Below are 25,847 nucleotides of genomic sequence, written 5' to 3'. Positions count from 1 at the left end.
CCATGCCGGACGGCATGGGCCCTGTGCGCGACCGCGCGGGTCGCTGCCCGATCGACTCGGACAGCTGTCCGATCCGCTCGGACAGCGATCAGGTCGACTCGGACCGGGATCGGATCGGTCCAGATGGCGATCGGATCGGTTCAGAGGAGATCAGGTCGGTTCAGACGGAGATCAGGTCGCAGACGAAGATCAGCGACTCGCCGGGGGCGATGCGGCCGCCACCGGCGCCGCGCTCGCCGTACGCCAGGTGCGCGGGGATGGTCAGCCGGCGGCGGCCGCCGACCTTCATGCCCTGCACGCCCTTGTCCCAGCCCTGGATGACCTGGCCGACACCGAGCTGGAACTGCAGCGGGGTGCCGCGGTTCCAGGACGCGTCGAACTCCTCACCGGTGGAGAAGGCCACGCCCACGTAGTGCACGGAGACGGTGTCGCCCTCCTTCGCCGCGGGTCCTTCGCCCTCCCAGAGGTCCACGATCTCCAGGTCCGTCGGCGCCGGACCGTCGGGGAAGTCGATCTCGGGCTTGTCGATGCTCACGTGTAGTGCTCCTGCTTGTCGGCTGATGGGCAACCGGGACAGTCTGCCACTTCCCAGGCGGTGATCAGTGCGTGGCGAGAATGTCGACCACGAAGACCAGCGTCGAGTTGGCCGGCAGCGTCTTGCCCTTCTCCTGGTCGCCGTAGGCCTGGTCGGCCGGGATCACGAGGAGGACCCGGTCACCGACGTGCTTGCCGACGATTCCGGTGTCCCAGCCCTTGATGACCTGACCCTTGCCGATCTGCGTCTGGAACGGCTGGCCCGTGTTGAAGGACGAGTCGAACAGCTCGGCCTTCTCCTTGCCCTGGTTCAGCTTCCACGCCGCACCGCTGTAGTGCATGGAGACCGTCTGGCCGCTCTTGACCTCGGCGCCCTTGCCCTGGATGAGGACCTTGTCGACGAGCTTGGCCGGCGGGTCGTTCTTCGGCACGGAGATCTTCGCGGGCGCCTGGGCGTCCGCCTCGATCTGCGGCAGGTCGGAGGGGACCGCCGCCTGCTTCTGCGCCGAGTCACGGACGATCTTGCCGACGTCCAGCGCGAAGACCAGCGTGTCACTGCCCGTGATGCCGTACTGCTGGGCGCCCTGGCTGCCGTAACCGGCCGCGGGCGGCGCCACGACCAGGATCCGGCTGCCCTCCTTCGCCCCGACGACCGCCTGCGAGAACGCCGGCAGCTGGCTCTCGGACGCCGCCGTCACGATCTGCCCGTTGCTCTGCTGCCCGTACGTCGAACCGAGGTCCTTGGCGCCCTTCCAGATCTTGCCGGTGAAGTTCATCGACACCATGTCGTCCTTCTTCACCTCCGCGCCCTTGCCCTCGGAGAGCGTGTGCACGACGAACTTGCCACTCGGCTCACCCTTCGGCAGCGAGATCGTCGCCTTGCTGCCGTACGCGCCCTTCACCGACGGCATCGGGGCCGCCGTGTCGACCGCCTTGGGCACCGACGCCGCCTTCGCCGACGGGGACGAGGAGGAGTCGGCCTTGTCCGCCTTGTCCTTGCTGTCGTCACTGCCACAGGCCGTCGCGGTCAGCGCCAGTGCCGGCACGATCAGTAGAGCTGCAAGTCGGCGTCGCACAGGGATCCTCAGGTCGCTCGAATACGGTTCGGCCACTCTAGGCCCTCCCGCCACGTTTGCCAGGTGACGACAAGCACGCCGAGAGCCTCGTACGAATGATTCGTACGAGGCCCCCGGAAGGATGGGTCCGAACCGGTACCGGACGGGTCCGAGCCGGTGCTACATCCCGGCGATCAGCTTCTCCACCCGGTCGTCCACGCTGCGGAACGGGTCCTTGCACAGCACCGTGCGCTGCGCCTGGTCGTTCAGCTTCAGATGGACCCAGTCGACCGTGAAGTCACGGCGCTGCTCCTGGGCCCGGCGGATGAAGTCGCCGCGCAGCCGCGCGCGCGTGGTCTGCGGCGGCACGGACTTGCCCTCGAAGATCTTCAGGTCGTTGCAGATCCGGGCGGCCTGGCCCTTCTTCTCCAGGAGGTAGTAGAGACCACGGCGACGGTGGATGTCGTGGTAGGCGAGGTCTATCTGCGCCACCCGCGGGTGCGACATGGTCATGTTGTGCTTGGCGCGGTAGCGCTCGATGAGCTTGTACTTCATGACCCAGTCGATCTCGGTGCCGATGCGGTCGAGGTCCTCCGCCTCGATCGCGTCGAGCGTGCGGCCCCACAGTTCGAGGACCTGGTCGACGGTGCCGGTGCGGATGCCCCGGCGCTCCACGAAGTCGACGGCCTTCTCGTAGTACTCGCGCTGCACCTCCAGGGCGGAGGCCTCGCGGCCGCTGGCCAGACGCACCTTGCGCCGGCCCGTGATGTCGTGGCTGACCTCGCGGATCGCCCGGATCGGGTTCTCCAGGGTCAGGTCCCGCATCACCGTGCCTGCCTCGATCATGCGCAGCACCAGGTCGGTGGCGCCAACCTTGAGCAGCATGGTCGTCTCGGACATGTTCGAGTCGCCCACGATGACGTGCAGGCGCCGGTAGCGCTCGGCGTCCGCGTGCGGTTCGTCCCGGGTGTTGATGATCGGCCGGGAGCGCGTCGTCGCGGAGCTGACGCCCTCCCAGATGTGCTCGGCCCGCTGGCTCACGCAGTACACCGCACCGCGCGGGGTCTGCAGCACCTTGCCCGCGCCGCACAGCAGCTGACGCGTCACCAGGAAGGGAATGAGAATGTCCGCGAGCCGCGAGAACTCCCCGTGCCGCGCCACCAGATAATTCTCGTGGCAGCCGTAGGAGTTTCCCGCCGAGTCGGTGTTGTTCTTGAACAGGTATACGTCGCCTGCGATGCCCTCCTCGTGCAGGCGGCGTTCGGCGTCGACGAGCAGGCCTTCCAGAATGCGCTCGCCGGCTTTGTCGTGGGTGACCAACTCGGTCACGTTGTCGCATTCCGGCGTTGCGTATTCCGGATGCGATCCCACGTCCAGATAGAGGCGGGCGCCGTTCCGCAGAAAGACATTGCTGCTGCGGCCCCATGACACGACACGGCGGAAGAGGTAGCGCGCCACCTCGTCAGGTGACAGACGGCGCTGTCCCCTGAACGTGCATGTGACGCCGTACTCGTTCTCCAGCCCGAAAATGCGGCGGTCCATGTCTGAACATTACGCCCGATCCCCCGAGCTGAAACGGGGTTCGACAGCACGGTTTGGATCATTTTCCGAACCGGCCGCGACACGCCCGGACGTGCGCGGGTCCCCGAGAACCCGTCCGGTGGCGAGCAGCACCAGGAGCGCGAGCGCTCCCGTGGCCGCCGGCACGGCGAAACCCCACCGCGTTCCGCCCCACTCGACGACCGGCCCCGCGACCGCCGTACCGACGCTCGCCCCCACCGTGAACGTCGTCACGAGCCACGAGAACGCCTCCGTCACCGTCCCCCGCGGCGCGTGCCGGTCCACGACGATGAACGCGCACGCGATGCACGGCGCGAGGAACACCCCGGCGACCGCCGTCAGCGCCACCATCGCCACAGGGCCCGGCATCAGCGCCAACGGCACGTAGAACAGCGCCAGAAGGGCCACCAGCCACCGCAGCCGCGCCTCGGGGGCGCCGCTCCACTGGCGCGCGCCGTAGACCGCGCCGCCCACCAGGGCGCCGAGCCCGAGCGCTGCCATCATCCAGCCGTAGACCGTGCTGCTTCCGGCCCCGCCGTGCTCGTCGCCGTACGAGACCCCGGCCACGGTGATCGAGCCGAGCGCGAGCCCGATGAACAGGAAGGCGGCGAGCAGGACGAGCAGGCCGGGCGAGCGCAGCGCGCCCAGCCAGTGCGCCTCGCGCGGCGCGGACCGCCACGCGCGCGAGGGCTTCGACACCACGACGGAGAGGGCGCCGAGCACGCCGATGACGTTCAGGACGACCAGCGCGGCCTGCGCCGACCACAGCGACACGCACACGGTCACCAGCAACGGCCCGACGGTGAACATGACTTCCTGCGCGATCGCGTCCATCGCGTACGCGGTGTGCACCTGTTCCTCGCGCGGCAGCACGCTCGGCCACAGCGCCCGCAGACCGCCCTCCAGCGGTGGCGTGAACAGTCCGGCGGCGGCCACGGAGGTGTACGCGAGCCCGGGGGTGCCGGTGCCGACGAAGGCGAAGAGTGTCATCGCCACCGCCGACAGGACAGCGGCCGGCAGCTGCACCGCAGGCTGCCCGCGCAGGTCGACGAGGCGCCCGAGCAGCGGCTGTCCGACCGCGTTGGCCACCCCGTACACGGCGGCGAGCGCACCGGCCAGCGAGTACGAGCCGCCCTCGGCGCGGATGAACAGCACGATCGCGATGGGCGCCGTGGCGTTCGGCAGCCTGCCGACGAGCGTGCCGGTGAGCAGCCGCATCGCGTGCCGCGCCCGGAGGATCTCCGCATAACCGGCGGCCATGGCCCGCCCTTCCGTCAGGTTGTACGTATAACGTCGCGGCGTTATACGTATCACGGATCCGGGTTATACGTACCACCTGCGTCGGCCCACCCGCGTCGGCACGGGAACCACCCGATAGCGTTCGACCCCTCGGGCAGCAGCCACCAGCCCGGACAGCGGACCCACGGAGGCAGCAGTGACGAGCGGTACGGACGGGGCGGCCACCACCCGGCCCACCAGCCGGGACGTGGCCCGCGCCGCAGGCGTCTCACAAGCCGCCGTCTCCCTCGTCATGGGCGACAAATGGCGCGGGCGCGTCGCCCCGGCCACCGCCGAACGCGTCCGCGAGGCAGCACGCGAACTCGGCTACCGCCCCAACCTCGCCGCCCGCAACCTCCGCATGGGCCGCACCCGCACCGCCCTCCTCGTCGTTCCCGCCCTCACCAACGAGTTCTTCGCGGGTGTCTACACCGGCGCCGCCCGCCTCGCCGCCGAACACGGCTTCGGCGTCGTTCTCTACCCCTCCCCCGACGGCATCGGCCCGGCCCGCGACCCCTTCCCGTCCGCCCGCGCCGCCCTCGACGGCATCCTCGCCTCCTCCATGGCCGCCGACGCCGTCACCGCGCTGCGCGGTGACGACCTGCCCCTCGTCATGCTCGACAGCGACCCGGCCGGCAGCCCCGGCGCCGCCACCGTCAACCTCGACCTCACCGACGGCGTCCGGCAGATCACCGACCACCTGCTCGCCCTCGGCCACCGCCGCTTCCTGCACCTCGCCTCCGCCGTCCCGTCCTGGACCTTCGACGTACGCGCCCGCGAACTCGCCGCGAGAACCGCCCGGGTGCCCGGCGCCACCGTCCGCACCGTCCGCTCCGCCCTCACCGTCGAGGACGCCATGGCCGCCACCGAACGCGCCCTCCACACCAGCGGCCCCACCTTGCCCACCGCCCTCGTCTGCGACGACGACAAACTCGCCACCGGCGTCTACAAGGCCGCCCGCCGCATGAACCTGCGCATCCCCGAACACTTCTCCGTCACCGGCTTCGACGACCTCTCCCTCGCCAGCGCCGTCGAGCCCGAACTCACCACCGTCCGCCTCCCCGCCGAACAGTTCGGCGAGCGCGGCATGGCCGCCCTCCTCGCCGTCCTGGAGGGCCACGCACCCGACACGACCCCGCTCCCGGTCGAGCTGGTCGTACGCGGCTCGACGGCACCGCCACCGCGCACGGAGGCATGACGCCGGCCGATGACACACACATACGTGTGCCCCGGCCGGTTACCGGAACCGGCCGGGGCACACGTACGACGAACTATGAACCGGCGAACCTCGAACCGCGGACTCCGGTCTGTTCCGGGCTACTCCTCGTCGGAGTCGCCGTTGTCGTCCGAGACATCGTCGGACACCGCGTCGGACGCCGCCTTCGACGTCTCCGCCGCACCCTCCGCCGTCAGCAGCCGCGACAACTGACGCCCCGCGATCCGCTTGAACTTGCGCTGCTGCGGCCGCGTACGGTCGAGCACCGCCACCTCGAGTCGCTCCGCGGGAATCTCCCGCTCGCTCCCGTTCGTGTCGCGCGACAGCGCTTGCACGGCCAGCTTCAACGCCTCGGACAACGTCATGCCGTCCTGATGGCGCTGGTCCAGATAGCCGCTGATCTGCTCGGCGTTACCACCGACCGCGACCGAACCGTGCTCGTCCACGATCGACCCGTCGTGCGGCAACCGGTAGATCTGGTCGCCCTCGGACGTCTCACCGACCTCCGCGACGACCAGCTCCACCTCGTACGGCTTCTCGGCGGCACTGGAGAAGATCGTGCCCAGCGTCTGCGCGTACACGTTCGCCAGGCCACGGGCCGTCACATCGTCACGGTCGTACGTGTAACCCCGCAGGTCCGCGTAGCGCACGCCACCGATCCGCAGGTTCTCGTACTCGTTGTACTTACCGGCGGCCGCGAAACCGATCCGGTCGTAGATCTCGCTGAACTTGTGCAGGGCACGGGACGGGTTCTCGCCGACGAACACGATGCCGTCGGCGTACTGCAGCACAACCAGGCTGCGACCGCGGGCGATGCCCTTGCGCGCGTACTCCGCGCGGTCGGCCATCGCCTGCTGGGGTGAGACATAGAACGGCGTCGACACCGGCTATCCGTCCCTTTCTGTCAGTAACGCGTCAGTGAGGAGAGAGAGGAGCGACCCGCGCCTCAGAGCAGAGCCGCGCGCGGACCGTCCGGCTGCTCGAGACGCCGCTCAAGGATCGACCGGGCGATCTCCGACGACTCGTCGTCCGCGAGACGACGGAAACCGTCCTCCGAGACCACCGTCACGATCGGGAAGATCCGCCGCGCCATGTCGGGACCACCCGTCGCCGAGTCGTCGTCCGCCGCGTCGTACAGCGCCTGCACGACCAGCGTCGTCGCCTGCTCCTCCGTCAGATCGTCGCGGTAGAGCTTCTTCATCGCCCCGCGCGCGAAGACCGAACCCGAACCGGTCGAGGCGTACCCGTGCTCCTCGCTGCGCCCGCCCGTGACGTCGTAGGAGAAGATGCGGCCCTTCTCGCGGTCGACGTCGTACCCGGCGAACAGCGGTACGACGGCCAGCCCCTGCATCGCCATGCCGAGGTTCGACCGGATCATCGTGGACAGCCGGTTCGCCTTGCCCTCGAGCGACAGCTGGGCGCCCTCGACCTTCTCGAAGTGCTCCAGCTCCAGCTGGAAGAGCTTCACCATCTCGACGGCCAGACCGGCGGTGCCGGCGATACCGACGGCCGAGTACTCGTCCGCCGGGAAGACCTTCTCGATGTCGCGCTGCGCGATCACATTGCCCATCGTGGCGCGGCGGTCGCCGGCGAGGACGACGCCTCCCGGGAACGTCACGGCGACGATGGTCGTGCCGTGCGGGGCCTCGATGACGCCCTGCGTCGGCGGCAACTGCCGGTTGCCCGGCAGGATTTCCGGCTGGTGCTCGGCCAGGAAGTCCATGAAGGACGACGACCCGGGCGTCAGGAAGGCAGCCGGTAGACGCCCGGTGCTACGAGGGTTGGCTTCCACGCGTTTCCTTCCAGGTATGCGGCGGCTCGACGAGTCGTGTCGGGGTCGTCCCCCAACTTGCCGAAGGCCGAATTGCAGTTGAAGCACACTACGCCACGGACCCTACCCGTCTCGTGGCAGTGATCCACATGAACTGCGGGAGCCTTGCGGCAGATCACGCAGATCCCCATCTGGGAGGCGACCATCGCGTCGCGGTCGGCCTCAGTCATGCCGTACTGACGCTTGCGGTGCCCAGCCCGCCCCTGGATCACGCGGCAGGCCTCGCAGCGCGTGGACAGGCCGTCGGAAGCCGATGAGTTCCGATGCCACTCAGTGTGCGGCTCGGTCTCCCCACAGGTCCGACAGTGCTTGTACCCCTCAGGCACGTCTACTGTGACGCGGACCGTCTTGCCGCGTGCCTCCTGGCGGCGCCCGTGGTACTCGGCAGCGCATTCGCGGCAATTGGCCTGCGGCCCGTCGGGCCGCGACCGATTAGCCGCGAATGCACCCAGAGGAAGCAACTCCTGACACCCGGAGCACTTCTCCCCGTCCCCCGAATCGGACATTCAGGTCATTCCCCACCTTTTTGGACGAATGACCTCACGAAGTCCTCGGCATTCTCCTCCAGGACGTCATCGATTTCGTCCAGAACCGAGTCGACATCGTCGCTCAGCTTCTCCTGGCGCTCCTTGAGGTCGTCGGTCGCCTGGGCGTCCTCGACCTGCTCATCGACCTCCTCGGAGGTACGGTTCGCCTTCTGCTGTCCGCCGCCGGTGTCCTTGGTCGCCATATCCAGCTCACCCCGCTCGGTTCGACATACACGTCGTATGTGTCGTACGTGTCGTACAGGCTGTTCGTGATCAGAACCCTACAAGTCGGCTCCGACATCGGCTCCACAGTTGCGGCAACGTGTGGAGCCCACCTCTGTGATTCCCCCGTCGCGGGCCTTTCAGCCGCGGATCAGCCGCCCGAGAGCACGCGGACCAGATCTTCGGCCGTCCGGCACCGGTCGAGCAGCTCCTTGACGTGATTACGCGTTCCGCGAAGGGGCTCCAGGGTGGGGACCCGTTGCAGTGAGTCACGGCCGGGGAGGTCGAAGATGACCGAGTCCCAGGAGGCGGCGGCGACGTCGTCCGCGTACTGCTCGAGGCAGCGCCCGCGGAAGTAGGCGCGCGTGTCCTCGGGCGGCGACGTACGCGCCTTCTCGACCTCGTCCTCGGTCAGGAGGCGCTTCATCTTGCCCCGGGCCGCCAGGCGGTTGTACAGGCCCTTCTCGGCCCGTACGTCGGCGTACTGGAGGTCGACGAGCTGGAGGCGCGCGGCGTCCCAGTCGAGGTCGTCGCGGCGCCGGTAGCCCTCCATGAGCTCGCGCTTGGCGACCCAGTCCAGCTCGCCGGAGAGGCTCATCGGGTCGCTCTCCAGGCGGCCGAGCACGTCCTCCCAGCGGCTGAGGACGTCCTTGGTCTGTTCGTCGGCGTCGGCGCCGAAGCGCTCCTCGACGTACTTCCTGGACAGCTCGTAGTACTCCATCTGGAGCTGCACCGCGGTGAGCGTGCGCCCGCTGCGGAGCGTGATCAGATGCTGGAGGGAGGGGTCGTGGGAGACCTGGTGGAGGGTACGGACCGGCTGGTCCACGGCCAGGTCGACGGCGATGAAACCGTCCTCGATCATGGAGAGGACCAGGGCTGTCGTGCCGAGCTTGAGGTAGGTCGAGATCTCGGAGAGGTTCGCGTCGCCGATGATCACGTGGAGGCGGCGGTACTTCTCCGCGTCCGAGTGCGGCTCGTCCCGGGTGTTGATGATCGGGCGCTTGAGCGTGGTCTCGAGGCCGACCTCGACCTCGAAGTAGTCGGCGCGCTGGCTGAGCTGGAAGCCGTGCTCGTGCCCGTCCTGACCGAGGCCGACACGGCCCGCACCGGTGACGACCTGACGGGAGACGAAGAACGGCGTGAGGTGGCGCACGATGTCCGAGAAGGGGGTCTCCCGCTTCATCAGGTAGTTCTCGTGCGTGCCGTAGGAGGCGCCCTTGTTGTCGGTGTTGTTCTTGTAGAGGTGGATCGGCTGGGCGCCGGGCAGCTGGGCCGCGCGGTCGGCCGCCTCCGCCATGATGCGTTCGCCGGCCTTGTCCCACAGGACGGCGTCGCGCGGATTGGTGATCTCCGGGGAGCTGTACTCGGGGTGTGCGTGGTCGACGTAGAGGCGCGCGCCATTGGTGAGGATGACATTGGCCAGGCCGATGTCCTCGTCGGTGAGCTGGCTGGAGTCGGCGGCCTCCCGCGCGAGGTCGAAGCCCCGGGCGTCGCGCAGCGGGTTCTCTTCCTCGAAGTCCCAGCGGGCGCGGCGGGCCCGGTGCATCGCCGCCGCGTAGGCGTTGACGATCTGGGACGAGGTGAGCATGGCATTGGCATTGGGGTGACCGGGGACGGAGATCCCGTACTCCGTCTCGATGCCCATTACTCGCCGTACGGTCATGCGGCCCTCCTTGCCCGGCGGCGCCCTCGGTCGGGGGCGGCGCTCAAGTACCGCTGGTTCTCCGATGCGCGTGCGGTGCCCGTCCCCGCACGGCGCGACTCGGCGGTATGGAAGAGCCTAGAACGCCTCTGCGCTGGTGGGGAGATCATTTGCGTCATTGCTTCGCTCCGACGTGAAGCGGCTGGCCGCGTGGTAGTTGCCCGGAAAAACAGTGGGCTGCGGGTGCCCGGTCCGGGCACCCGCAGCCACCCTGTCTTTTACAGGTACTGACCGGTGTTCGCCACCGTGTCGATGGAACGTCCGGTGTCCGCGCCCTGCTTTCCGGTCACGAGGGTGCGGATGTAGACGATCCGCTCGCCCTTCTTGCCGGAGATTCGGGCCCAGTCGTCGGGGTTCGTGGTGTTGGGAAGGTCCTCGTTCTCCTTGAACTCGTCGATGCAAGCCTGGAGGAGATGGGCGACCCTGAGGCCCTTCTGTTTCTGTTCGAGGAAGGCCTTGATGGCCATCTTCTTGGCGCGGCCGACGATGTTCTCGATCATTGCGCCGGAGTTGAAGTCCTTGAAGTACAGGACTTCCTTGTCGCCATTGGCGTACGTGACTTCCAGGAAGCGGTTCTCCTCGGATTCCGCGTACATGTGCTCCACGGCGGTCTGGATCATGTTGGCCACCGTGGCCGCCCGGTCGCTGCTGTGCTCGCCGAGGTCGTCGGCGTGCAGGGGCAGGCGCTGGGTGAGGTACTTGCCGAAGATGTCCTTGGCCGCCTCGGCGTCCGGACGCTCGATCTTGATCTTCACGTCCAGCCGGCCGGGGCGCAGGATGGCCGGGTCGATCATGTCCTCGCGGTTGGAGGCGCCGATCACGACCACGTTCTGCAGGCCCTCGACGCCGTCGATCTCGGCGAGGAGCTGCGGGACGATGGTGTTCTCGACGTCCGAGCTGACGCCGGAGCCGCGGGTGCGGAAGAGGGATTCCATCTCGTCGAAGAAGACGATGACGGGGGTGCCCTCGCTGGCCTTCTCGCGGGCGCGCTGGAAGACGAGGCGGATCTGCCGCTCGGTCTCACCGACGTACTTGTTGAGAAGTTCGGGACCCTTGATGTTGAGGAAGAAGCTCTTGCCCTGGCCCTGTCCGGTCACCTCGGCGACCTTCTTGGCAAGGGAGTTGGCGACCGCCTTGGCGATCAGGGTCTTTCCGCAGCCGGGAGGGCCGTAGAGCAGGACGCCCTTGGGCGGCCGCAGTTCGTGCTCCCGGTAGAGGTCCGGGTAGAGGTAGGGCAGCTCGACCGCGTCGCGGATCAGTTCGATCTGGTTGCCCAGGCCGCCGATCTGGTCGTAGCCGATGTCCGGGACCTCTTCGAGGACCAGTTCCTCCACTTCGCTCTTGGGCACGACCTCGTAGACGTAGCCGGAGCGGGGTTCGAGGAGCAGGGCGTCGCCCGGCCGGATGACGACGTCGAGGAGCGGTTCGGCGAGCCGGACCACCCTTTCCTCGTCGGTGTGGCCGGTGACCAGGGCGCGCTCGCCGTCCTCGAGGATCTCCTTGAGGGTGACGATGTCGCCGACGCTCTCGAACTCCATGGCCTCGACCACGTTGAGCGCTTCGTTGAGCATGACTTCCTGGCCGCGCCTGAGCTCTTCGAGCTCGACGCTCGGGCTCACGTTCACCCGGAGTTTACGGCCGCCGGTGAAGATGTCGGCGGTGCCGTCCTCATTGGCCGTGAGGAAGACTCCGAAGCCGGCCGGCGGTTGTGCGAGCCGGTCGACCTCCTCCTTGAGGGCCACGATCTGGTCGCGGGCCTCACGGAGCGTGTTCGCGAGCCGTTCGTTCTGTGCGGATACGCCGGCCAGGTTGGTCTGCAGCTCGACGATCCGCTCTTCGAGAATCCTCGTATGACGCGGAGAGTCGGCGAGCTTGCGCCGCAGGACGGCGATTTCCTGCTCGAGATAGGCAATCTGCCCGGCGGGGTCGTCGGACCCTCGTCCCGGGCGGATGCCGCGGTTGATGTCGTCGTCGTGGGCTGCCACGGTCCTCACCTCCTCCAAGGGGAGCTGGACGCTTCCAGACCCTACCTGGGTGGGTGTTGATTGAAACCCCTAGATCACAAAGACGGTCGAGGTGTGTCTGATCTTCACCCTTGCGCTCTCCCTCACGCCAGTGGAATACCCACCCAACAACATCGGAAAGCGGCCGGTTGTAGGGTCGAAGTGTTCAACACCCGTCAGGCCTGGCCGGACTTGCTCCTGTGAAGTCGGTTCGCCGGGCCTGCGACGCAGGAAACGGCAGGAGACATGACCGTACGGCAAGAGGCCGGATCCACCGCTGACAGCAGTGTTCCGCTGGAGGTGTGGATCGACCAGGACCTGTGCACCGGGGACGGGATCTGCGCCCAGTACGCGCCGGAGGTCTTCGAGCTGGACATCGACGGTCTCGCATATGTGAAGAGCGCGGACGACGAGCTGCTGCAGGACGCCGGCGCCTCAACGCCCGTGCCGCTTCCGCTTCTCACGGACGTGGTGGCATCGGCGAAGGAGTGTCCGGGCGACTGCATCCATGTGCGCCGCGTTTCGGACAGGGTCGAGGTGTACGGGCCCGAGGCAGAGTGAAGCGTCACATGTGATCGCCGTCACACCGATGGAGAAAGGGCCCCGCCGATGCGGGGCCCTTCGTGTGTGCCGGCAGTCCGCGTCGGCAGCGCGTGCCGGCAGTGCGCGTCGGCTCAGACGCTGCTCGCCCTGGCGGGCGTGGAGCGGACGAACGCCCCGTCGCGCCACTGCCATTGGGCACGGTCGTGGACGTCGGGCCGATAGCGCGGGACGTCGTCGGACGAGTAGCCGTCGAGGGTGGCGGTGACGACGCCGTCGCGTACGCCGAAGGCGCTGACCGAGAACTGGTCCTTCGGATCGACGAGGGTGGCGACGACGCGGGGCTTGCCGCCCGCCGGCCGGGTGAGGACATAGACCCCGTTGGGCGGGGTACCGGAGCCCGCGTCGCAGCGGACGACGGCGACGGTCTCGGGCCGGCCGTCGCCGTCGAGGTCGCCGGAGGCCTTGCGCTGTACGACGGCCTTGACCGGGCCGCAGTTGAGCGGGAAGTGGACCGCGGCCGGGTCGGGCGCGGCGACGGCATGGGTGGTGGCGCCGGCGGCCCGGTCCCCGGGGTCCTCGTGCTGGGCCGCGGTGGCGGAGCCCGGCTGCAGGAAGCCGGAGGCGGCGACCACGGCGGCGAGGGCCGCGGCGGTGGCCAGCCAGTGGATGGGCCGGGTGGTGGTGTGCGCCAGTTCCGGGACGGCGGGTTGCTGCACGAGGAAGTGTCTCCTGTGAGGGCTGTGCCGGTGGGAGTGGCCAGCATCGTGCCATACGTCACAGTCCGGCGGAACGGCGGGGTGGGGCGTTTGTCACGCGCGGCCCACTGCGCGCGCGGTGGGGCGGTTGTTCGCCGTTACAACGCGTCGGCGCCGCCGTCGAGTTCCCGTACGGGACGGGGAACTGGACGGCGGCGCCGCTGCATTCGAGTGCGGTTCGCTGTGCGGTTGTACGTGAGGGGCGGCGCGGGTCAGCGGCCTCGGCTGCCGCCGTCGGCGTTCGGGCCGTCGTAGTCCTCGCCGTAGGCGCCCTTGGCGGGGCGGCGGCGGCGCATGGGCGGCTCGACGCCGTCCGCGAGGCGGCGGGCGGTCAGCAGGAAGCCGGTGTGGCCGATCATCCGGTGGTCGGGGCGGACGGCGAGGCCCTCCACGTGCCAGTTGCGGATCATCGACTCCCACGAGGTGGGCTCGTTGAAGCAGCCGATCTCGCGGATGGACTCGACGGTGCGGGCCAGCTGGGTGGTGGTGGCCACGTAGCAGCACAGGATGCCGCCGGGGACGAGCGCCTTCTTGACGACGTCCAGGCACTCCCAGGGGGCGAGCATGTCGAGGATGACGCGGTCGACGTCGCCGTCGGTCAGGTTGTCCTGGAGGTCTCCGACGGTGAGCTGCCAGGCCGGGTGGGGGCCGCCGAAGTAGCGCTCCACGTTGCCCTTGGCGATCTCGGCGAAGTCCTCGCGGCGCTCGTAGGAGTGCAGCATGCCCTCGTCGCCGATGGCGCGCAGCAGGAAACTGCTGAGCGAGCCTGAGCCCACGCCCGCCTCGACGACGCGGGCGCCGGGGAAGATGTCGGCGAAGGCCAGGATCTGCCCCGCGTCCTTGGGGTAGACCACGGCGGCGCCGCGGGGCATGGACAGGACGTAGTCGGGGAGCAGGGGGCGCAGCGCGAGGTAGGCGACGTTTCCGGTGGTGCGGACAACGCTGCCCTCGGGAGCGCCGATCAGCTCGTCGTGCGGGAAGGAACCCTTGTGGGTGTGGAAGTTCTTCCCGTCCTCGAGCGTGAACGTGTAGTGGCGGCCCTTGGGGTCGGTCAGCTGTACCTGGTCCCCGACCTTGAAGGGCCCGCGTCGGCGGGCGGCACCGGTCGGTTCGGACATGTGACCAGCGTACCGGGCGTGGGGGCGGGCGCCGACCACGCGCGTGTGGCGGGCGTTACGAGGGGCGGGCCATCGCTTTGACGAATGCGCGTTCGACGTCGGCGGCGGAGAGGACGCCGTAGATCGCGCCGTTGTTCTCGACGACGAGGTACTCGGTGGCCGGTGTCGCGCGCAGGGTGTCGAGGAGGTCCTCGCCCGCGAGCTCGGCCGAGACGCGCATGCCGTCCGTGAGGTCCTGGGCGAGGCCGCTGACGGCGACCCAGGGGCGGCGGTGTTCGGGGACGCCGACGATGGCGGCCTCGCGGACGAGGGAGCGGGGTTCCCCGTCGGGGTCGACGACGACGAGGGCGCGGGCCCCCGACTCGTTGGCTCGGCGCAGGGCCTCGGCCAGCGAGGTCGCGGGCTCGACGGGGACGGCCCGGCGGGTGAGGGTGCGGGCGCGCAGCTCCGGGAGGTGTTCGCGCAGGCGGGCCATGCGGAGGCTGTTGCCGGCGCCGGTCCAGATGATCGCGGCGAGGATCGCGGCGAGCAGGGCGTCGGTGACGGTGTCCATGCCGCCGACGTCCTCCGGGTCTCCGCCGAGGGCGCCGGTCTGGGTGAGCAGGGGCAGGCCGATGAGGACGGCGACGGCGAGGGCGCGGCCCACCCACGCGGCGGCGATCGTGCCGCTCATGGGCTTGCCGGTGATCTTCCAGACGACGGCGCGGAGCATGCGGCCGCCGTCCAGGGGGAGGCCGGGCAGGAGGTTGAACGCGGCGACGATGAGGTTGGACACCATCAGGCCCGCGAGCAGCACGCCGGGGACGGTGCCGGGCTCCACGGCCATCAGGCCGAGGTAGAAGACGCCGGAGAGGACGAGGGAGAGCAGGGGTCCGACGAACGCGAGCACGAATTCGCGGCCCGGGGTCTCCGACTCCTTCTCGATCTCGCTGACCCCGCCGAAGAACTGCAGCTGGATGCGGCGGACCGGGAGCTTGAAGCGCAGGGCGGCGACGGTGTGCGCCAGCTCATGCACCAGTACGGAGGCGTAGAACGCGACCGCGAAGAACAGCGAGACCAGGTAGCGGGCGGCCCCGAGCTCGGGCAGCACCCGGTCGAGCTGCCCGCCGAACACCCAGGTGATCAGCGCGGCGACGAGGAACCAGCTGGGGGCGACGTAGACGGGCACGCCGAAGGGCCGCCCCATGAGGATCCCGCCGCGCGGGTTCGGGGGCTTGGCCGGCCCCTTGCGCTTGCCGGAGGTGGCGGCGGCACGGTCGGGGTGGGTGTCGTGGGAAGTGGTGTCGTGGGGGCGGGCGTCGTGGGGACGGGTGTCGTGCGGGTGCTTCTCATGGGGGGTCGCACCGTCGGGCCGGGGGCCGGATCCGGGTGTGCCGATCTCGGGAGGCCCCATGGCGTGCGGTGCGTCGCCGGAGCCGGTGCGGAGCCGGCTGTCGGCGGGACCGTCCTCGGGGTGCGGTGCCAGGGGCGGCGCGTCGCCGGTGCCGCCGGGTTCGGTCCGACCGCTCGTGGGGCGGTGCCCAGGGCTCGCCGCGAGGGGCGCCGCGTCACCGGGGGCCCCGGGCTCGGCCTGCTCGCTCGTGGAACGACTGCCGGGACGCGTCGCGGGGACCGGCACGTCACCCGGCATCTCGGGTTCGGCCTCGGCGGGGCCGGGATGCGGCTCTTCCCCCGCGTCGGGGCGGGCGGGGTCGCCATGACCGGCCGGCGGGTGGGGCCGGGCCTGCGGGGGACGGGGATCGTCCCGCGCGGGCGGCGTCGCCCCGCCGGTGCCGGACTGCGGCTGCCCGCTCTCGTCCGCCGGGAGGGGCCGGGTCTGCGCGGGTCGCCCCCGGGTGTCGCCCGCGGGCGGCGTCGCCCCGCCGGTGCCGGACTGCGGCTGCCCGCTTTCGTCCACGGTGATCCCTCGGTCCCCTCGTTCGAGCGTTTCCCGCCGGAGCGGGACGTTCTGGCGTCGATGGTATGCGGACAGTGTCCGACGGCCGCCGTCGACTCCCCCGGGGCCACGCTACGCAAGACGCCGGGGACGCGCAGGTGCCTGACTGTCAGTGGCGGCCCGTATCGTCGTGGGATATGGAGACCAGTACGGATTCGGGCCGTGGAGAGGGTGTCGCCGCCGCGCCGGCGTCGCTCTCGCCGTCGCGCGCGAGCGATTTCATGCAGTGCCCGTTGTTGTACCGGTTCCGGGTGATCGACAAGTTGCCGGAGAAGCCGAGCGAGGCGGCGACGCGCGGGACGCTGGTCCATGCCGTGCTGGAGAGACTGTTCGACGCGCCCGCCGGGGAGCGGACCGCGCCGCGGGCCAAGGAGCTGATCCCGGGGCAGTGGGACCGGCTGCGCGAGGCCCGTCCTGAGCTGGGTGAGCTGTTCGCCGGGGATGCCGAGGGCGAGCGGATGGCCCGCTGGCTCGGGGATGCGGAGCGGCTCGTCGAGCGGTGGTTCACGCTGGAGGATCCGACGCGGCTCGAGCCCGCTGAGCGGGAGCTGTTCGTCGAGGCCGAGCTGGAGTCGGGGCTGAAGCTGCGCGGCATCATCGACCGGGTCGATGTGGCGCCGACCGGCGAGGTGCGCATCGTCGACTACAAGACGGGCAAGGCGCCGCGGCCCGAGTACGCCGAGGGCGCGCTGTTCCAGATGAAGTTCTACGCGCTGGTGGTGTGGCGGCTGAAGGGCGTTGTGCCGCGGCGCCTGCAGCTCGTGTATCTGGGGAGCGGGGATGTGCTGACCTACGACCCGGTGATCGCCGATCTGGAGCGGGTGGAGCGCAAGCTGCACGCGTTGTGGGAGGCGATCAAGGAGGCCACGGAGACCGGCGAGTGGCGGACGCGGCAGACGAAGCTGTGCGGCTGGTGCGACCACCAGGCGTTCTGCCCGGAGTTCGGGGGGACCCCGCCGCCGTATCCCCTTCCGATCAGGGTGGCCGAACCGCGGGAGAAGTAGCAGGGCAGAATGGGCCGCACGAGCGAAGGAGAGTTTCGTGGCCATCCGCGTCCTACTGGTCGATGACCAGCCGCTGCTGCGCACCGGCTTCCGCATGATTCTGGAGGCCGAGCAGGAGATCGCGGTCGTCGGTGAGGCCGGAGACGGCCTGCAGGCTCTCGATCAGGTGCGGGCGTTGCAGCCCGATGTGGTGCTCATGGACATCCGCATGCCGCGGATGGACGGGGTCGAGGCGACCCGGCAGATCACCGGCCCCGGCAAGGACGGCCCGGCGAAGGTGCTGGTCCTGACGACGTTCGACCTTGACGAGTATGTGGTGGAGGCGTTGAAGGCGGGCGCCAGCGGCTTCCTGCTCAAGGACGCCCCGGCCAACGAGCTGGTGCAGGCGATCCGGGTGGTCGCCGCCGGTGAGGCGATGCTCGCGCCGAGCATCACGCGCCGCCTGCTCGACAAGTACGCGGACCATCTCCCGTCGGGCGACGAGCCGGTGCCGGACACGTTGAACACGCTGACGGAGCGTGAGGTCGAGGTGCTCAAGCTGGTAGCGCGCGGCCTGTCGAACGCGGAGATCGCCGCCGACCTGTTCGTGAGTGAGACGACCGTGAAGACCCATGTCGGCCACGTCCTCACGAAGTTGGGGCTGCGCGACCGGGTGCAGGCGGCGGTGTACGCGTACGAGAGCGGCCTGGTGCGGCCGGGCGCGCAGTAGCCCCGCTCCGAGCGGAGCGCGTACGGCGCGCGCGGGTCGCGTGTGTACGGCGGAAGGCGGCGGTCACCCGGAGGTGGCCGCCGCCTTCGTGTGCGCGGGGTCTGCCTACTCGCTGATGCCGCGGCCCAGCTCCCACAGCTGGAGGACGGCGGAGGAGGACAGGGTCCGCTCCACGCCCGTGACGTCGTCGCGCGCGGCGACGTACTGCTTGCCCTGCCACAGCGGCAGGGTCGGCACGTCCTCGGCGACGATGTTCTGGATCTGCTGGAGGCTCTTGGACGCGGTGAGGCGGTCGGCCTCACGGCGCTCGGCCGGGATCAGCTGGTTGCGGATGGTGCCGTTCGCGTAGGGCGACCCGAGCGTGTTGTCCTTGTCGAGGAACGGCGCGAGGAAGCTGTCCGCGTCGGGGAAGTCGGGGAACCAGCCCATGCCGTAGACGTCGTACTTGCCGTCGAGTTCGGCGTCGCGGAAGGTGTCCCAGATGTCGCCCTTGATGTCGACGTCGAAGAGGCCGCTGGCGTTCAGCTGGTCCTTGAGGACCTCGAACTCCTTCTTGGTGGCCGAGCCGTAGTGGTCGGTCGTGTAGTGCAGGGTCATCTTGACCGGCGAGGTGATGTCGGCCCCGCGCAGCGTCGCGGCGGCCTTCGCCTTGTCCGGGTCCCCGTACCTGTTGAAGAACGAGTTCTGGTGACCGGTGATGCCCGCGGGCACCAGCGAGTACAGCGGGTCGGCGGTGGTGCCGTAGACCTTCGCCACGAGGTCGCCGCGGTCGATGACCTGGGCCATGGCCTGGCGGACGGCCTTGCTCTTGACGCTGCCCGTCGCGGTGTTGAAGCCGAGGAAGCGGATCTCCATGCCGGACGACTCGACCAGGTTGACGTTCTTGGGCGGGTTGGTCGAGTACGTGTTGATCTGCTCCGGGGACATGGCGCGCGTCATCACGTCGAGGTCGCCCTTCTCCAGCGCCTTGCCCATGGCGTCGGCGCCGTCGAAGGAGACCAGCTCGATCTTGTCGTTCTTCGGCTTCAACTGGCCCTGGTAGTTGGGGTTCTTCGTGAAGACCGTCTTGACGACGACGTTGTCCTTGACCTCGGCCTGCAGCGTGTACGGGCCGGAGCCGTCCACCTCGAAGCCGTTGCGCAGCGCGTCCTTCGAGTAGTCGTCGGGGTTGACGATGCCGGCGGTGGGCGTGGCCAGCTTGTACGGGAAGGTGGCGTCCGGGGTGTTGAGGTGGAAGATCACCTTGCGGGCGCCCTGCGTCTCGACCGTGTCGATCGTGGAGAGCAGGCTGTACACCATGGAGTCGGCCTTGATGGAGCGGACCCGGTCGATGGAGTACTTCACGTCGGCGGCGGTGATCGGGTCGCCGCTCGCGAACTTCAGGTCCTTGCGCAGCGTGCAGACGTACCGCTCGCTGCCGTTGTCGCTGAAGATGCAGCTCTCGGCGGCCTCGGGGACCGGGTCGCCGCTGCCGCTGCGGGGCATGGTCATGAGCGTCTGCACGGTCTGGCGCAGCACGTTCCAGGAGCCGACGTCGTAGGCGTAGGCGGGGTCGAACGGGGCGGGGACCTTCTTCGACGCCGTGAACCGGTCGGTGGTGCCCACGGAGATGGCGTCGCCGCCCTTGCCTCCGCTGTCGGACCCACCGCAGGCGGCGAGCACGGGAGCCAGCAGACCGACGACTGCCGGCAGCACCAAGGTCTTGCGGTTCATGCTCGAAGTTCTCCAGAGCTGTCGATCCCGTGGGGCGTTACAGAGGTGGTGTGCGCGGGACACGGGAGGGTTGTGACGAGGTTCTCGCGACGACATTAACCGGGCCCGGCGCCGGGGCCCGCGGGCGCTCGGGAGGGGCCCCCATCACGCTGCGGAATCAGGCGTGGACGCACCGAAAACACGTTAGGGGGAAGGTTTCGCGCAGGGGGCCACCAATCAGGACACAAGGTCCCGTCCGGCGGGGGGCGGGGGCGCCGGACAGCACGGTGCGCCACACCTGTCGAGCCCCCGCCGAGTGGGAAAGGTCACACGTTCAACCGGGTGGGCGGGGGCGGCGATTCGGCCACTCGCCAGAGTTCAGGGCGTCATCAGGCCATGCAGGAAAGGCAGGTTGACGTGTTCGAGGGAGGTCACGACGGTGCGCCGGTGGGCGGGCTCGATCGGCGCGACGGACGGGACGACGACGACGTGGCAGCCCGCGGCCTCGGCGGCGGCGACGCCGGTGGCGGTGTCCTCGATGACGGCGCAGCGGGCGGGTTCGGCGTCGAGGCCGCTCGCCGCGAGCAGGTACGGGTCGGGGTGCGGCTTGGTGCGGCTGACCTCGTCGCCCGCGACGGTGAGGCGGAAGTGGCCGGCGCCGAGGGAGTGCAGGACGCGGTCGATGATGCGCCGGTGGGAGGCGGAGACGAGCGCGGTGGGGATCTGGTGGGCGGCCAGTTCCCCGAGGAGTCTCGCCGCGCCGGGCATCAGCGGCAGGGACCGGCTGATGCGGCGTTCGAAGGCGTCGTTGAGCAGGACGGTCACCTCGGGGACGGTGACGTCGGCACCGGTCGCCTCGATGAGGAACCCCGCGCTGCGGGTCATGGGGCCGCCGACCACGACCTGCTTCCAGGCGGGGTCGAGGGTGTGGCCGAGCGCGGCGAAGACGGCGGTCTCGGCGTCCCACCAGATGCCCTCGGAGTCGACGAGTGTTCCGTCCATGTCGAGGAGCACGGCCTGGAGTGTGGAGCCTTCGGCCGTTCGGGTACCGAGTGCGGGGACCGTACTGGTCATCCGAGTACACCTCCATGAGGGACGAGAAGGCCGGTCACCCTCCCTGAGCGGGAGGACGACCGGCCTGTGCTGGACCGACCAGTGTACGACGGTGGCGATTTCCGCGCGTTTTATCTCGTGCGTCGAAGTATTTCTTATCGTGCGTTGAAGTACTTCGCCTCGGGGTGGTGGATGACGATCGCGTCGGTGGACTGCTCGGGGTGGAGCTGGAACTCCTCGGAGAGGTGGACGCCGATCCGCTCGGGCTGGAGCAGCTCGGCGATCTTGGCGCGGTCCTCCAGGTTGGGGCAGGCACCGTAGCCGAGGGAGAAGCGGGCGCCGCGGTACTTCAGGGCGAACATGTCCTCCATGCCGTCCGGGTCCTCACCGGCGAAGCCCAGTTCGGAGCGGACGCGGGCGTGCCAGTACTCGGCGAGCGCCTCCGCCAGCTGGACGGAGAGGCCGTGGAGTTCGAGGTAGTCGCGGTAGGAGTCGGCGGCGAACAGTTCGGCGGTGGCTTCGCCGATCTTCGAACCGACGGTGACGACCTGGAGCCCGACGACGTCGGTCTCGCCCGATTCCTCGGGGCGGAAGAAGTCGGCGAGGCACAGGCGGCGGCCGCGGCGCTGGCGCGGGAAGGTGAAGCGGGTCCGCTCGTTGCCCTCGTCGTCGAGGATGATCAGGTCGTCGCCCTTGGACACGCAGGGGAAGTAGCCGTAGACGACGGCCGCCTCCAGCATGTTCTTGGTGTGCAGTTCGTCGAGCCAGCCGCGCAGGCGCGGGCGGCCCTCGCTCTCCACCAGCTCCTCGTACGTCGGCCCGTTGCCGCTGCGGGCCTGCTTGAGGCCCCACTGGCCCTTGAAGAGGGCGCCCTCGTCGAGCCAGGAGGCGTACTCCTTGAGCTGGATGCCCTTGACGACGCGGGTGCCCTTGAAGGGCGGGGTGGGGACCGGGTTGTCGGTGGCGACGTCGGAGCGGGCGGGCCCCTCGTCGGGCTGCTCCTCGACCACTGTGTCGGTGGCCTTGACGCGGCGTTGGCGCAGCTCGGGCAGGGTGGCGCCGGGGACGCCGCGCTTGACCGCGATGAGGGCGTCCATGAGGCGCAGGCCCTCGAAGGCGTCGCGGGCGTAGCGGACCTCGCCCTCGTAGATCTCGTGGAGGTCCTGCTCGACGTAGGCGCGGGTGAGGGCGGCGCCGCCGAGGATGACCGGGTAGTCGGCGGCCATCTTGCGCTGGTTGAGCTCCTGCAGGTTCTCCTTCATGATCACGGTGGACTTGACCAGGAGTCCGGACATGCCGATGACGTCGGCCCTGTGTTCCTCGGCCGCTTCCAGGATCGCGGAGACCGGCTGCTTGATGCCCAGGTTGACGACGTTGTAGCCGTTGTTGGACAGGATGATGTCGACGAGGTTCTTGCCGATGTCGTGGACGTCGCCGCGCACGGTGGCGAGGACGATGGTGCCCTTGCCCTCGGAGTCGGACTTCTCCATGTGCGGCTCCAGGTAGGCCACCGCGTTCTTCATGACCTCGGCGGACTGGAGCACGAAGGGCAGCTGCATCTGCCCGGAGCCGAACAGTTCGCCGACGACCTTCATGCCCGCGAGCAGGGTGTCGTTGACGATGTCGAGGGCGGGCCGGTCCTGGAGCGCCTCGTCGAGGTCGGCCTCCAGGCCGTTCTTCTCGCCGTCGATGATGCGGTGCTGGAGCCGCTCGTCCAGCGGGAGTGCGGCCAGCTCCTCGGCCTTGCCCGCCTTCAGGGACTTGGCGGTGGCGCCCTCGAACAGCGCCATCAGCTTCTGGAGGGGGTCGTAGCCCTCGGCGCGGCGGTCGTAGACCAGGTCGAGGGCGGTCTGCACCTGCTCCTCGTCGAACCGCGCGATCGGCAGGATCTTCGAGGCGTGCACGATCGCCGAGTCCAGGCCCGCCTTGACGCACTCGTCGAGGAAGACGGAGTTCAGCACGATGCGGGCGGCCGGGTTGAGCCCGAAGGAGATGTTCGACAGGCCGAGCGTGGTCTGCACGTCCGGGTGACGGCGCTTCAGCTCCCGGATCGCCCCGATCGTCGCCACGCCGTCGCCCCGGGACTCCTCCTGACCCGTGCAGATCGTGAAGGTCAGGCAGTCGATGAGGATGTCCGACTCCTGGATGCCCCAGTTGTTCGTGAGGTCCTCGATGAGCCGCTCGGCGATGGCGACCTTGTGCTCGACGGTGCGGGCCTGGCCCTCCTCGTCGATGGTCAGGGCGATCAGCGCCGCGCCGTGCTCCTGGGCGAGGCGGGTGACCTTCGCGAAGCGGGAGTCCGGGCCGTCACCGTCCTCGTAGTTGACCGAGTTGAGGACCGCGCGGCCGCCGAGCTTCTCCAGGCCCGCGCGCAGGACGTCGACCTCGGTGGAGTCCAGGACGATGGGGAGGGTGGAGGCGGTGGCGAAGCGGCCGGCCAGCTCCTCCATGTCGGCGACGCCGTCACGGCCCACGTAGTCCACGCACAGGTCGAGCATGTGCGCGCCCTCGCGGATCTGCTCGCGGGCCATCTCCACGCAGTCGTCCCAGCGGGCCTCCAGCATCGCCTCGCGGAACTTCTTCGAGCCGTTGGCGTTCGTGCGCTCGCCGATCGCCATGTACGCGGTGTCCTGGCGGAACGGGACGGTCTGGTAGAGCGAGGCGGCGCCGGGCTCGGGCTGCGGGCTGCGGGCAGGCGGGACGGCACCGCGGACCCGGTCCACGACCTGGCGCAGGTGCTCGGGGGTGGTGCCACAGCAGCCACCGACCAACTGGAGCCCGAAATCGCGGACGAACGTCTCGTGCGCGTCGGCCATCTCCGGCGGGGACAGCGGGAAGTGCGCGCCGTCCTTGGTCAGGATCGGCAGACCGGCGTTGGGCATGCACATCAGGGGCGTACCGGAGTGCCGGGCCAGGTAGCGCAGGTGCTCGCTCATCTCGGCCGGGCCGGTCGAGCAGTTCAGGCCGATCAGGTCGATGCCGAGCGGTTCCAGGGCGGTGAGCGCCGCGCCGATCTCGGAGCCGAGGAGCATCACTCCGGTGGTCTCGAAGGCAAGGGAGCAGATCAGGGGGACGGAGACGCCGAGGGCGTCCATCGCGCGGCGGGCACCGATCAGGCTCGACTTGGTCTGCAGCAGGTCCTGCGTCGTCTCGACGATCAGCGCGTCGGCGCCGCCCGCCAGCAGGCCCTCCGCGTTCTGCTGGTAGCCGTCGCGGATGGTCGCGTAGTCGATGTGGCCGAGGGAGGGCAGCTTCGTGCCGGGGCCGATCGAGCCGAGCACCCAGCGCTGCTGCCCGGTCGAGGCGGTGAACTCGTCGGCGACCTCGCGCGCGATCCGGGCGCCCGCCTCGGACAGCTCGACGATCCGGTCGGCGATGTCGTACTCACTGGACGCCGTGTAGTTCGAGCCGAAGGTGTTCGTCTCGACGCAGTCCACCCCCACCTCGTAATACGCCGCATGCACGGAGCGCACGATGTCGGGGCGGGTGATGTTCAGGATCTCGTTGCAGCCCTCCAGCTGCTGGAAGTCCTCGAGCGTCGGGTCCTGGGCCTGCAACATGGTGCCCATGGCGCCGTCGGCCACCACCACACGGGTGGCGAGGGCTTCGCGGAGGGCGTCCACGCGGGCGCGGGATTCGGCGGCGGGCGTTGGCAACGAGGCCATGAAAGTGCTCCCTGATGTGCGACGGCTGTCGGCTTTGCGGCTCCACTGCTGGAGGCGCACCCGGCCAGGGTAGCCGGGACCGGGGTTTGTGGGGGTAGACGTCCACGGCGTGGAATGTCGGGCGGCGCGAGCGGTCCAGACTGTCCGGCGGCGACTCCTGACAGGCGGCGGGGCGGGGAATAGGCTCACGCCGCATTAGCAGGAGGTCGGCAACGACCGATACTGTTCAGCATTGTCGAACGTCGAACGTTGTGACCGTTGCCCGGCAGCACGGGTCGCGAGAGGACCGTAGGGAGGAAGGGGCTGCGATGGCACGCAACATCCAGTCGCTGGAACGAGCCGCGGCGATGCTGCGGCTCCTCGCGGGCGGCGAGCGGCGGCTCGGTCTCTCGGACATCGCCTCCGCCGTCGGTCTCGCCAAGGGCACGGCCCACGGCATCCTGCGCACCTTGCAGGCCGAGGGGTTCGTCGAGCAGGACGCGGCGTCGGGGCGCTATCAGCTGGGCGCCGAGCTGCTGCGCCTGGGCAACAGCTATCTGGACGTGCACGAGCTGCGGGCCCGCGCCCTGGTGTGGACGGACGACCTGGCCCGCTCCAGCGGCGAGGCCGTCTATCTCGGCGTGCTGCACCAGCAGGGCGTGCTGATCGTGCACCACGTGTTCCGGCCGGACGACAGCCGGCAGGTCCTGGAGGTCGGGGCGATGCAGCCGCTGCACTCCACGGCTCTGGGCAAGGTGCTCTCGGCGTACGACCCGGTGGCGCACAGCGAGGTCATGGAGGCCGAGCGCAAGGACTTCACGGCGCGCACGGTGAGCGCCCTGGAGGGGTTCGAGGGCGTCCTTGACCTGACCCGCGCGCGCGGGTACGCCGAGGACGTCGAGGAGACCTGGGAGGGCGTCGCCTCGGTCGCGGCCCCGATCCACGACCGCCACCGGATGCCGGTGGGCGCGGTCGGCATCACGGGCGCGGTCGAGCGGGTCTGCAAGGACGACGACCGGGGCGCGCTGCGCCCCGAGCTGATCGCGGCCGTACGGGACACGGCGCGGGCGGTCTCCCGCGACCTGGGCGCCAGCCGGTTCTGAGCGCCCCCGACGCACGTACACGCCCCGTCCACGGACGGGGCACTTCCGTTTCAAGGTGCAGGCTGCACGCTCCCGCGCGACGATCGATGCACGCTCACGCGCACGACACACGCTCACGCGCACGTCCATGACCACAGCGTCACCGATAGGCACGTCCGATCAATAAAGATCGTGCTTTGGATAACAGAACCCTTGACGATCGAACTGGCCCGAGAGCAAACTCGCGTCCATCGGTCGGCATTGTCGAACACCTACCGGCAATACGCGTTAGAGTGTGGCAAGGCCAGGCCGAAACCGCCCTCACTGGAGGGCGCGGACCACCGGAGAGGGACCCGGGGTTCGGTTTCCCTGGACGAAGGACA

At 69.5% G+C, this 25,847-nt stretch carries 21 protein-coding genes; 5 read left to right on the top strand and 16 right to left on the bottom strand.

The features are described 5' to 3' along the window. Positions 1-160: 160 nt before the first annotated feature. The 4 genes from ACH4RC_RS22610 to ACH4RC_RS22595 all read right to left on the bottom strand — a co-directional run bounded on the left by ACH4RC_RS22610 (position 161) and on the right by ACH4RC_RS22595 (position 4,409). The gene (locus ACH4RC_RS22610) at positions 161-535 is read right to left on the bottom strand and encodes an FKBP-type peptidyl-prolyl cis-trans isomerase (protein ID WP_398203702.1); all 375 of its coding nucleotides are present in this window, start codon (positions 533-535) and stop codon (positions 161-163) included. A 64-nt stretch (positions 536-599) separates the two neighbouring features. Beyond that, the gene (locus ACH4RC_RS22605; protein WP_398203700.1) at positions 600-1,610 is read right to left on the bottom strand and encodes an FKBP-type peptidyl-prolyl cis-trans isomerase; all 1,011 of its coding nucleotides are present in this window, start codon (positions 1,608-1,610) and stop codon (positions 600-602) included. A gap of 159 nt (positions 1,611-1,769) precedes the next feature. Next, complete coding sequence (gene pafA, locus ACH4RC_RS22600; RefSeq protein WP_164558827.1) at positions 1,770-3,131, bottom strand: Pup--protein ligase; 1,362 nt, start codon at positions 3,129-3,131, stop codon at positions 1,770-1,772. A gap of 9 nt (positions 3,132-3,140) precedes the next feature. Next, a complete protein-coding gene (locus ACH4RC_RS22595; protein ID WP_398203696.1) occupies positions 3,141-4,409 on the bottom strand; it encodes an MFS transporter in 1,269 nt (422 codons plus the stop codon). A gap of 175 nt (positions 4,410-4,584) precedes the next feature. On the opposite strand from ACH4RC_RS22595, the gene ACH4RC_RS22590 reads away from it, so the two are divergent. Then, complete coding sequence (locus ACH4RC_RS22590; protein ID WP_398203694.1) at positions 4,585-5,625, top strand: LacI family DNA-binding transcriptional regulator; 1,041 nt, start codon at positions 4,585-4,587, stop codon at positions 5,623-5,625. 119 nt (positions 5,626-5,744) lie between these two features. Here ACH4RC_RS22590 and prcA read toward each other — a convergent pair whose 3' ends face one another. From prcA to arc, 6 genes are all read right to left on the bottom strand, one after another. Then, a complete protein-coding gene (gene prcA, locus ACH4RC_RS22585; RefSeq protein WP_398203691.1) occupies positions 5,745-6,527 on the bottom strand; it encodes a proteasome subunit alpha in 783 nt (260 codons plus the stop codon). Between the two features lie 62 nt (positions 6,528-6,589). Further along, entirely contained in the window at positions 6,590-7,435 is an 846-nt protein-coding gene (gene prcB / locus ACH4RC_RS22580; protein WP_398203688.1) for a proteasome subunit beta, read from the bottom strand. Then, on the bottom strand, positions 7,387-7,980 hold the full coding sequence (locus ACH4RC_RS22575) for an endonuclease VII domain-containing protein (protein ID WP_398203685.1): 594 nt from the start codon (positions 7,978-7,980) through the stop codon (positions 7,387-7,389). The genes prcB and ACH4RC_RS22575 overlap by 49 nt, the downstream gene beginning before the upstream one ends. Before the next feature lie 5 nt (positions 7,981-7,985). Beyond that, positions 7,986-8,204 (bottom strand): ubiquitin-like protein Pup, encoded by a 219-nt coding sequence (locus ACH4RC_RS22570; protein WP_361074113.1) that lies wholly within the window; start codon positions 8,202-8,204, stop codon positions 7,986-7,988. A gap of 170 nt (positions 8,205-8,374) precedes the next feature. Further along, entirely contained in the window at positions 8,375-9,886 is a 1,512-nt protein-coding gene (gene dop / locus ACH4RC_RS22565) for a depupylase/deamidase Dop (RefSeq protein WP_398203681.1), read from the bottom strand. Positions 9,887-10,143: 257 nt separating this feature from the next. Beyond that, on the bottom strand, positions 10,144-11,910 hold the full coding sequence (arc, locus tag ACH4RC_RS22560) for a proteasome ATPase (RefSeq protein WP_398203678.1): 1,767 nt from the start codon (positions 11,908-11,910) through the stop codon (positions 10,144-10,146). 264 nt (positions 11,911-12,174) lie between these two features. Between arc and ACH4RC_RS22555 the strand changes: the two genes are divergently transcribed. Beyond that, positions 12,175-12,489, top strand: a complete 315-nt coding sequence (locus ACH4RC_RS22555; RefSeq protein WP_398203676.1) for a ferredoxin — start codon at positions 12,175-12,177, stop codon at positions 12,487-12,489. 113 nt (positions 12,490-12,602) lie between these two features. On the opposite strand, the gene ACH4RC_RS22550 is transcribed toward ACH4RC_RS22555, so the two are convergent. The 3 genes from ACH4RC_RS22550 to ACH4RC_RS22540 form a co-directional block, all read right to left on the bottom strand. Beyond that, entirely contained in the window at positions 12,603-13,187 is a 585-nt protein-coding gene (locus ACH4RC_RS22550; protein ID WP_398203673.1) for a hypothetical protein, read from the bottom strand. A gap of 251 nt (positions 13,188-13,438) precedes the next feature. Further along, on the bottom strand, positions 13,439-14,344 hold the full coding sequence (locus tag ACH4RC_RS22545) for a tRNA (adenine-N1)-methyltransferase (RefSeq protein ID WP_398203670.1): 906 nt from the start codon (positions 14,342-14,344) through the stop codon (positions 13,439-13,441). A 55-nt stretch (positions 14,345-14,399) separates the two neighbouring features. Next, positions 14,400-15,974, bottom strand: coding sequence for a site-2 protease family protein (locus ACH4RC_RS22540; protein ID WP_398204177.1), 1,575 nt, complete (start codon positions 15,972-15,974; stop codon positions 14,400-14,402). 443 nt (positions 15,975-16,417) lie between these two features. Here ACH4RC_RS22540 and ACH4RC_RS22535 point away from each other — a divergent pair, with 443 nt between their 5' ends. Next, positions 16,418-17,284: a RecB family exonuclease gene (locus ACH4RC_RS22535; protein ID WP_398203667.1), complete on the top strand. Its 867-nt coding sequence runs from the start codon at positions 16,418-16,420 to the stop codon at positions 17,282-17,284. Positions 17,285-17,321: 37 nt separating this feature from the next. Then, a complete protein-coding gene (locus ACH4RC_RS22530) occupies positions 17,322-17,993 on the top strand; it encodes a response regulator (protein WP_398203664.1) in 672 nt (223 codons plus the stop codon). Positions 17,994-18,098: 105 nt separating this feature from the next. Here the strand turns inward: ACH4RC_RS22530 and ACH4RC_RS22525 are convergent, their stop codons facing one another. The 3 genes from ACH4RC_RS22525 to metH form a co-directional block, all read right to left on the bottom strand. Then, entirely contained in the window at positions 18,099-19,706 is a 1,608-nt protein-coding gene (locus ACH4RC_RS22525; RefSeq protein ID WP_398203662.1) for an ABC transporter substrate-binding protein, read from the bottom strand. A gap of 357 nt (positions 19,707-20,063) precedes the next feature. After that, complete coding sequence (locus ACH4RC_RS22520; RefSeq protein ID WP_398203660.1) at positions 20,064-20,759, bottom strand: HAD family hydrolase; 696 nt, start codon at positions 20,757-20,759, stop codon at positions 20,064-20,066. Positions 20,760-20,893: 134 nt separating this feature from the next. Further along, a complete protein-coding gene (gene metH / locus ACH4RC_RS22515; protein WP_398203658.1) occupies positions 20,894-24,403 on the bottom strand; it encodes a methionine synthase in 3,510 nt (1,169 codons plus the stop codon). A gap of 308 nt (positions 24,404-24,711) precedes the next feature. On the opposite strand from metH, the gene ACH4RC_RS22510 reads away from it, so the two are divergent. After that, the gene (locus tag ACH4RC_RS22510) at positions 24,712-25,485 is read left to right on the top strand and encodes an IclR family transcriptional regulator (protein ID WP_398203656.1); all 774 of its coding nucleotides are present in this window, start codon (positions 24,712-24,714) and stop codon (positions 25,483-25,485) included. Positions 25,486-25,847: the final 362 nt, after the last annotated feature.

It is taken from the genome of Streptomyces sp. NPDC016845, from assembly GCF_044332585.1.
Taxonomy (GTDB): Bacteria; Actinomycetota; Actinomycetes; order Streptomycetales; family Streptomycetaceae; genus Streptomyces.
Note: the sequence above shows the minus strand (reverse complement) of the source record. Positions and strands in the feature narration are given on the sequence as shown.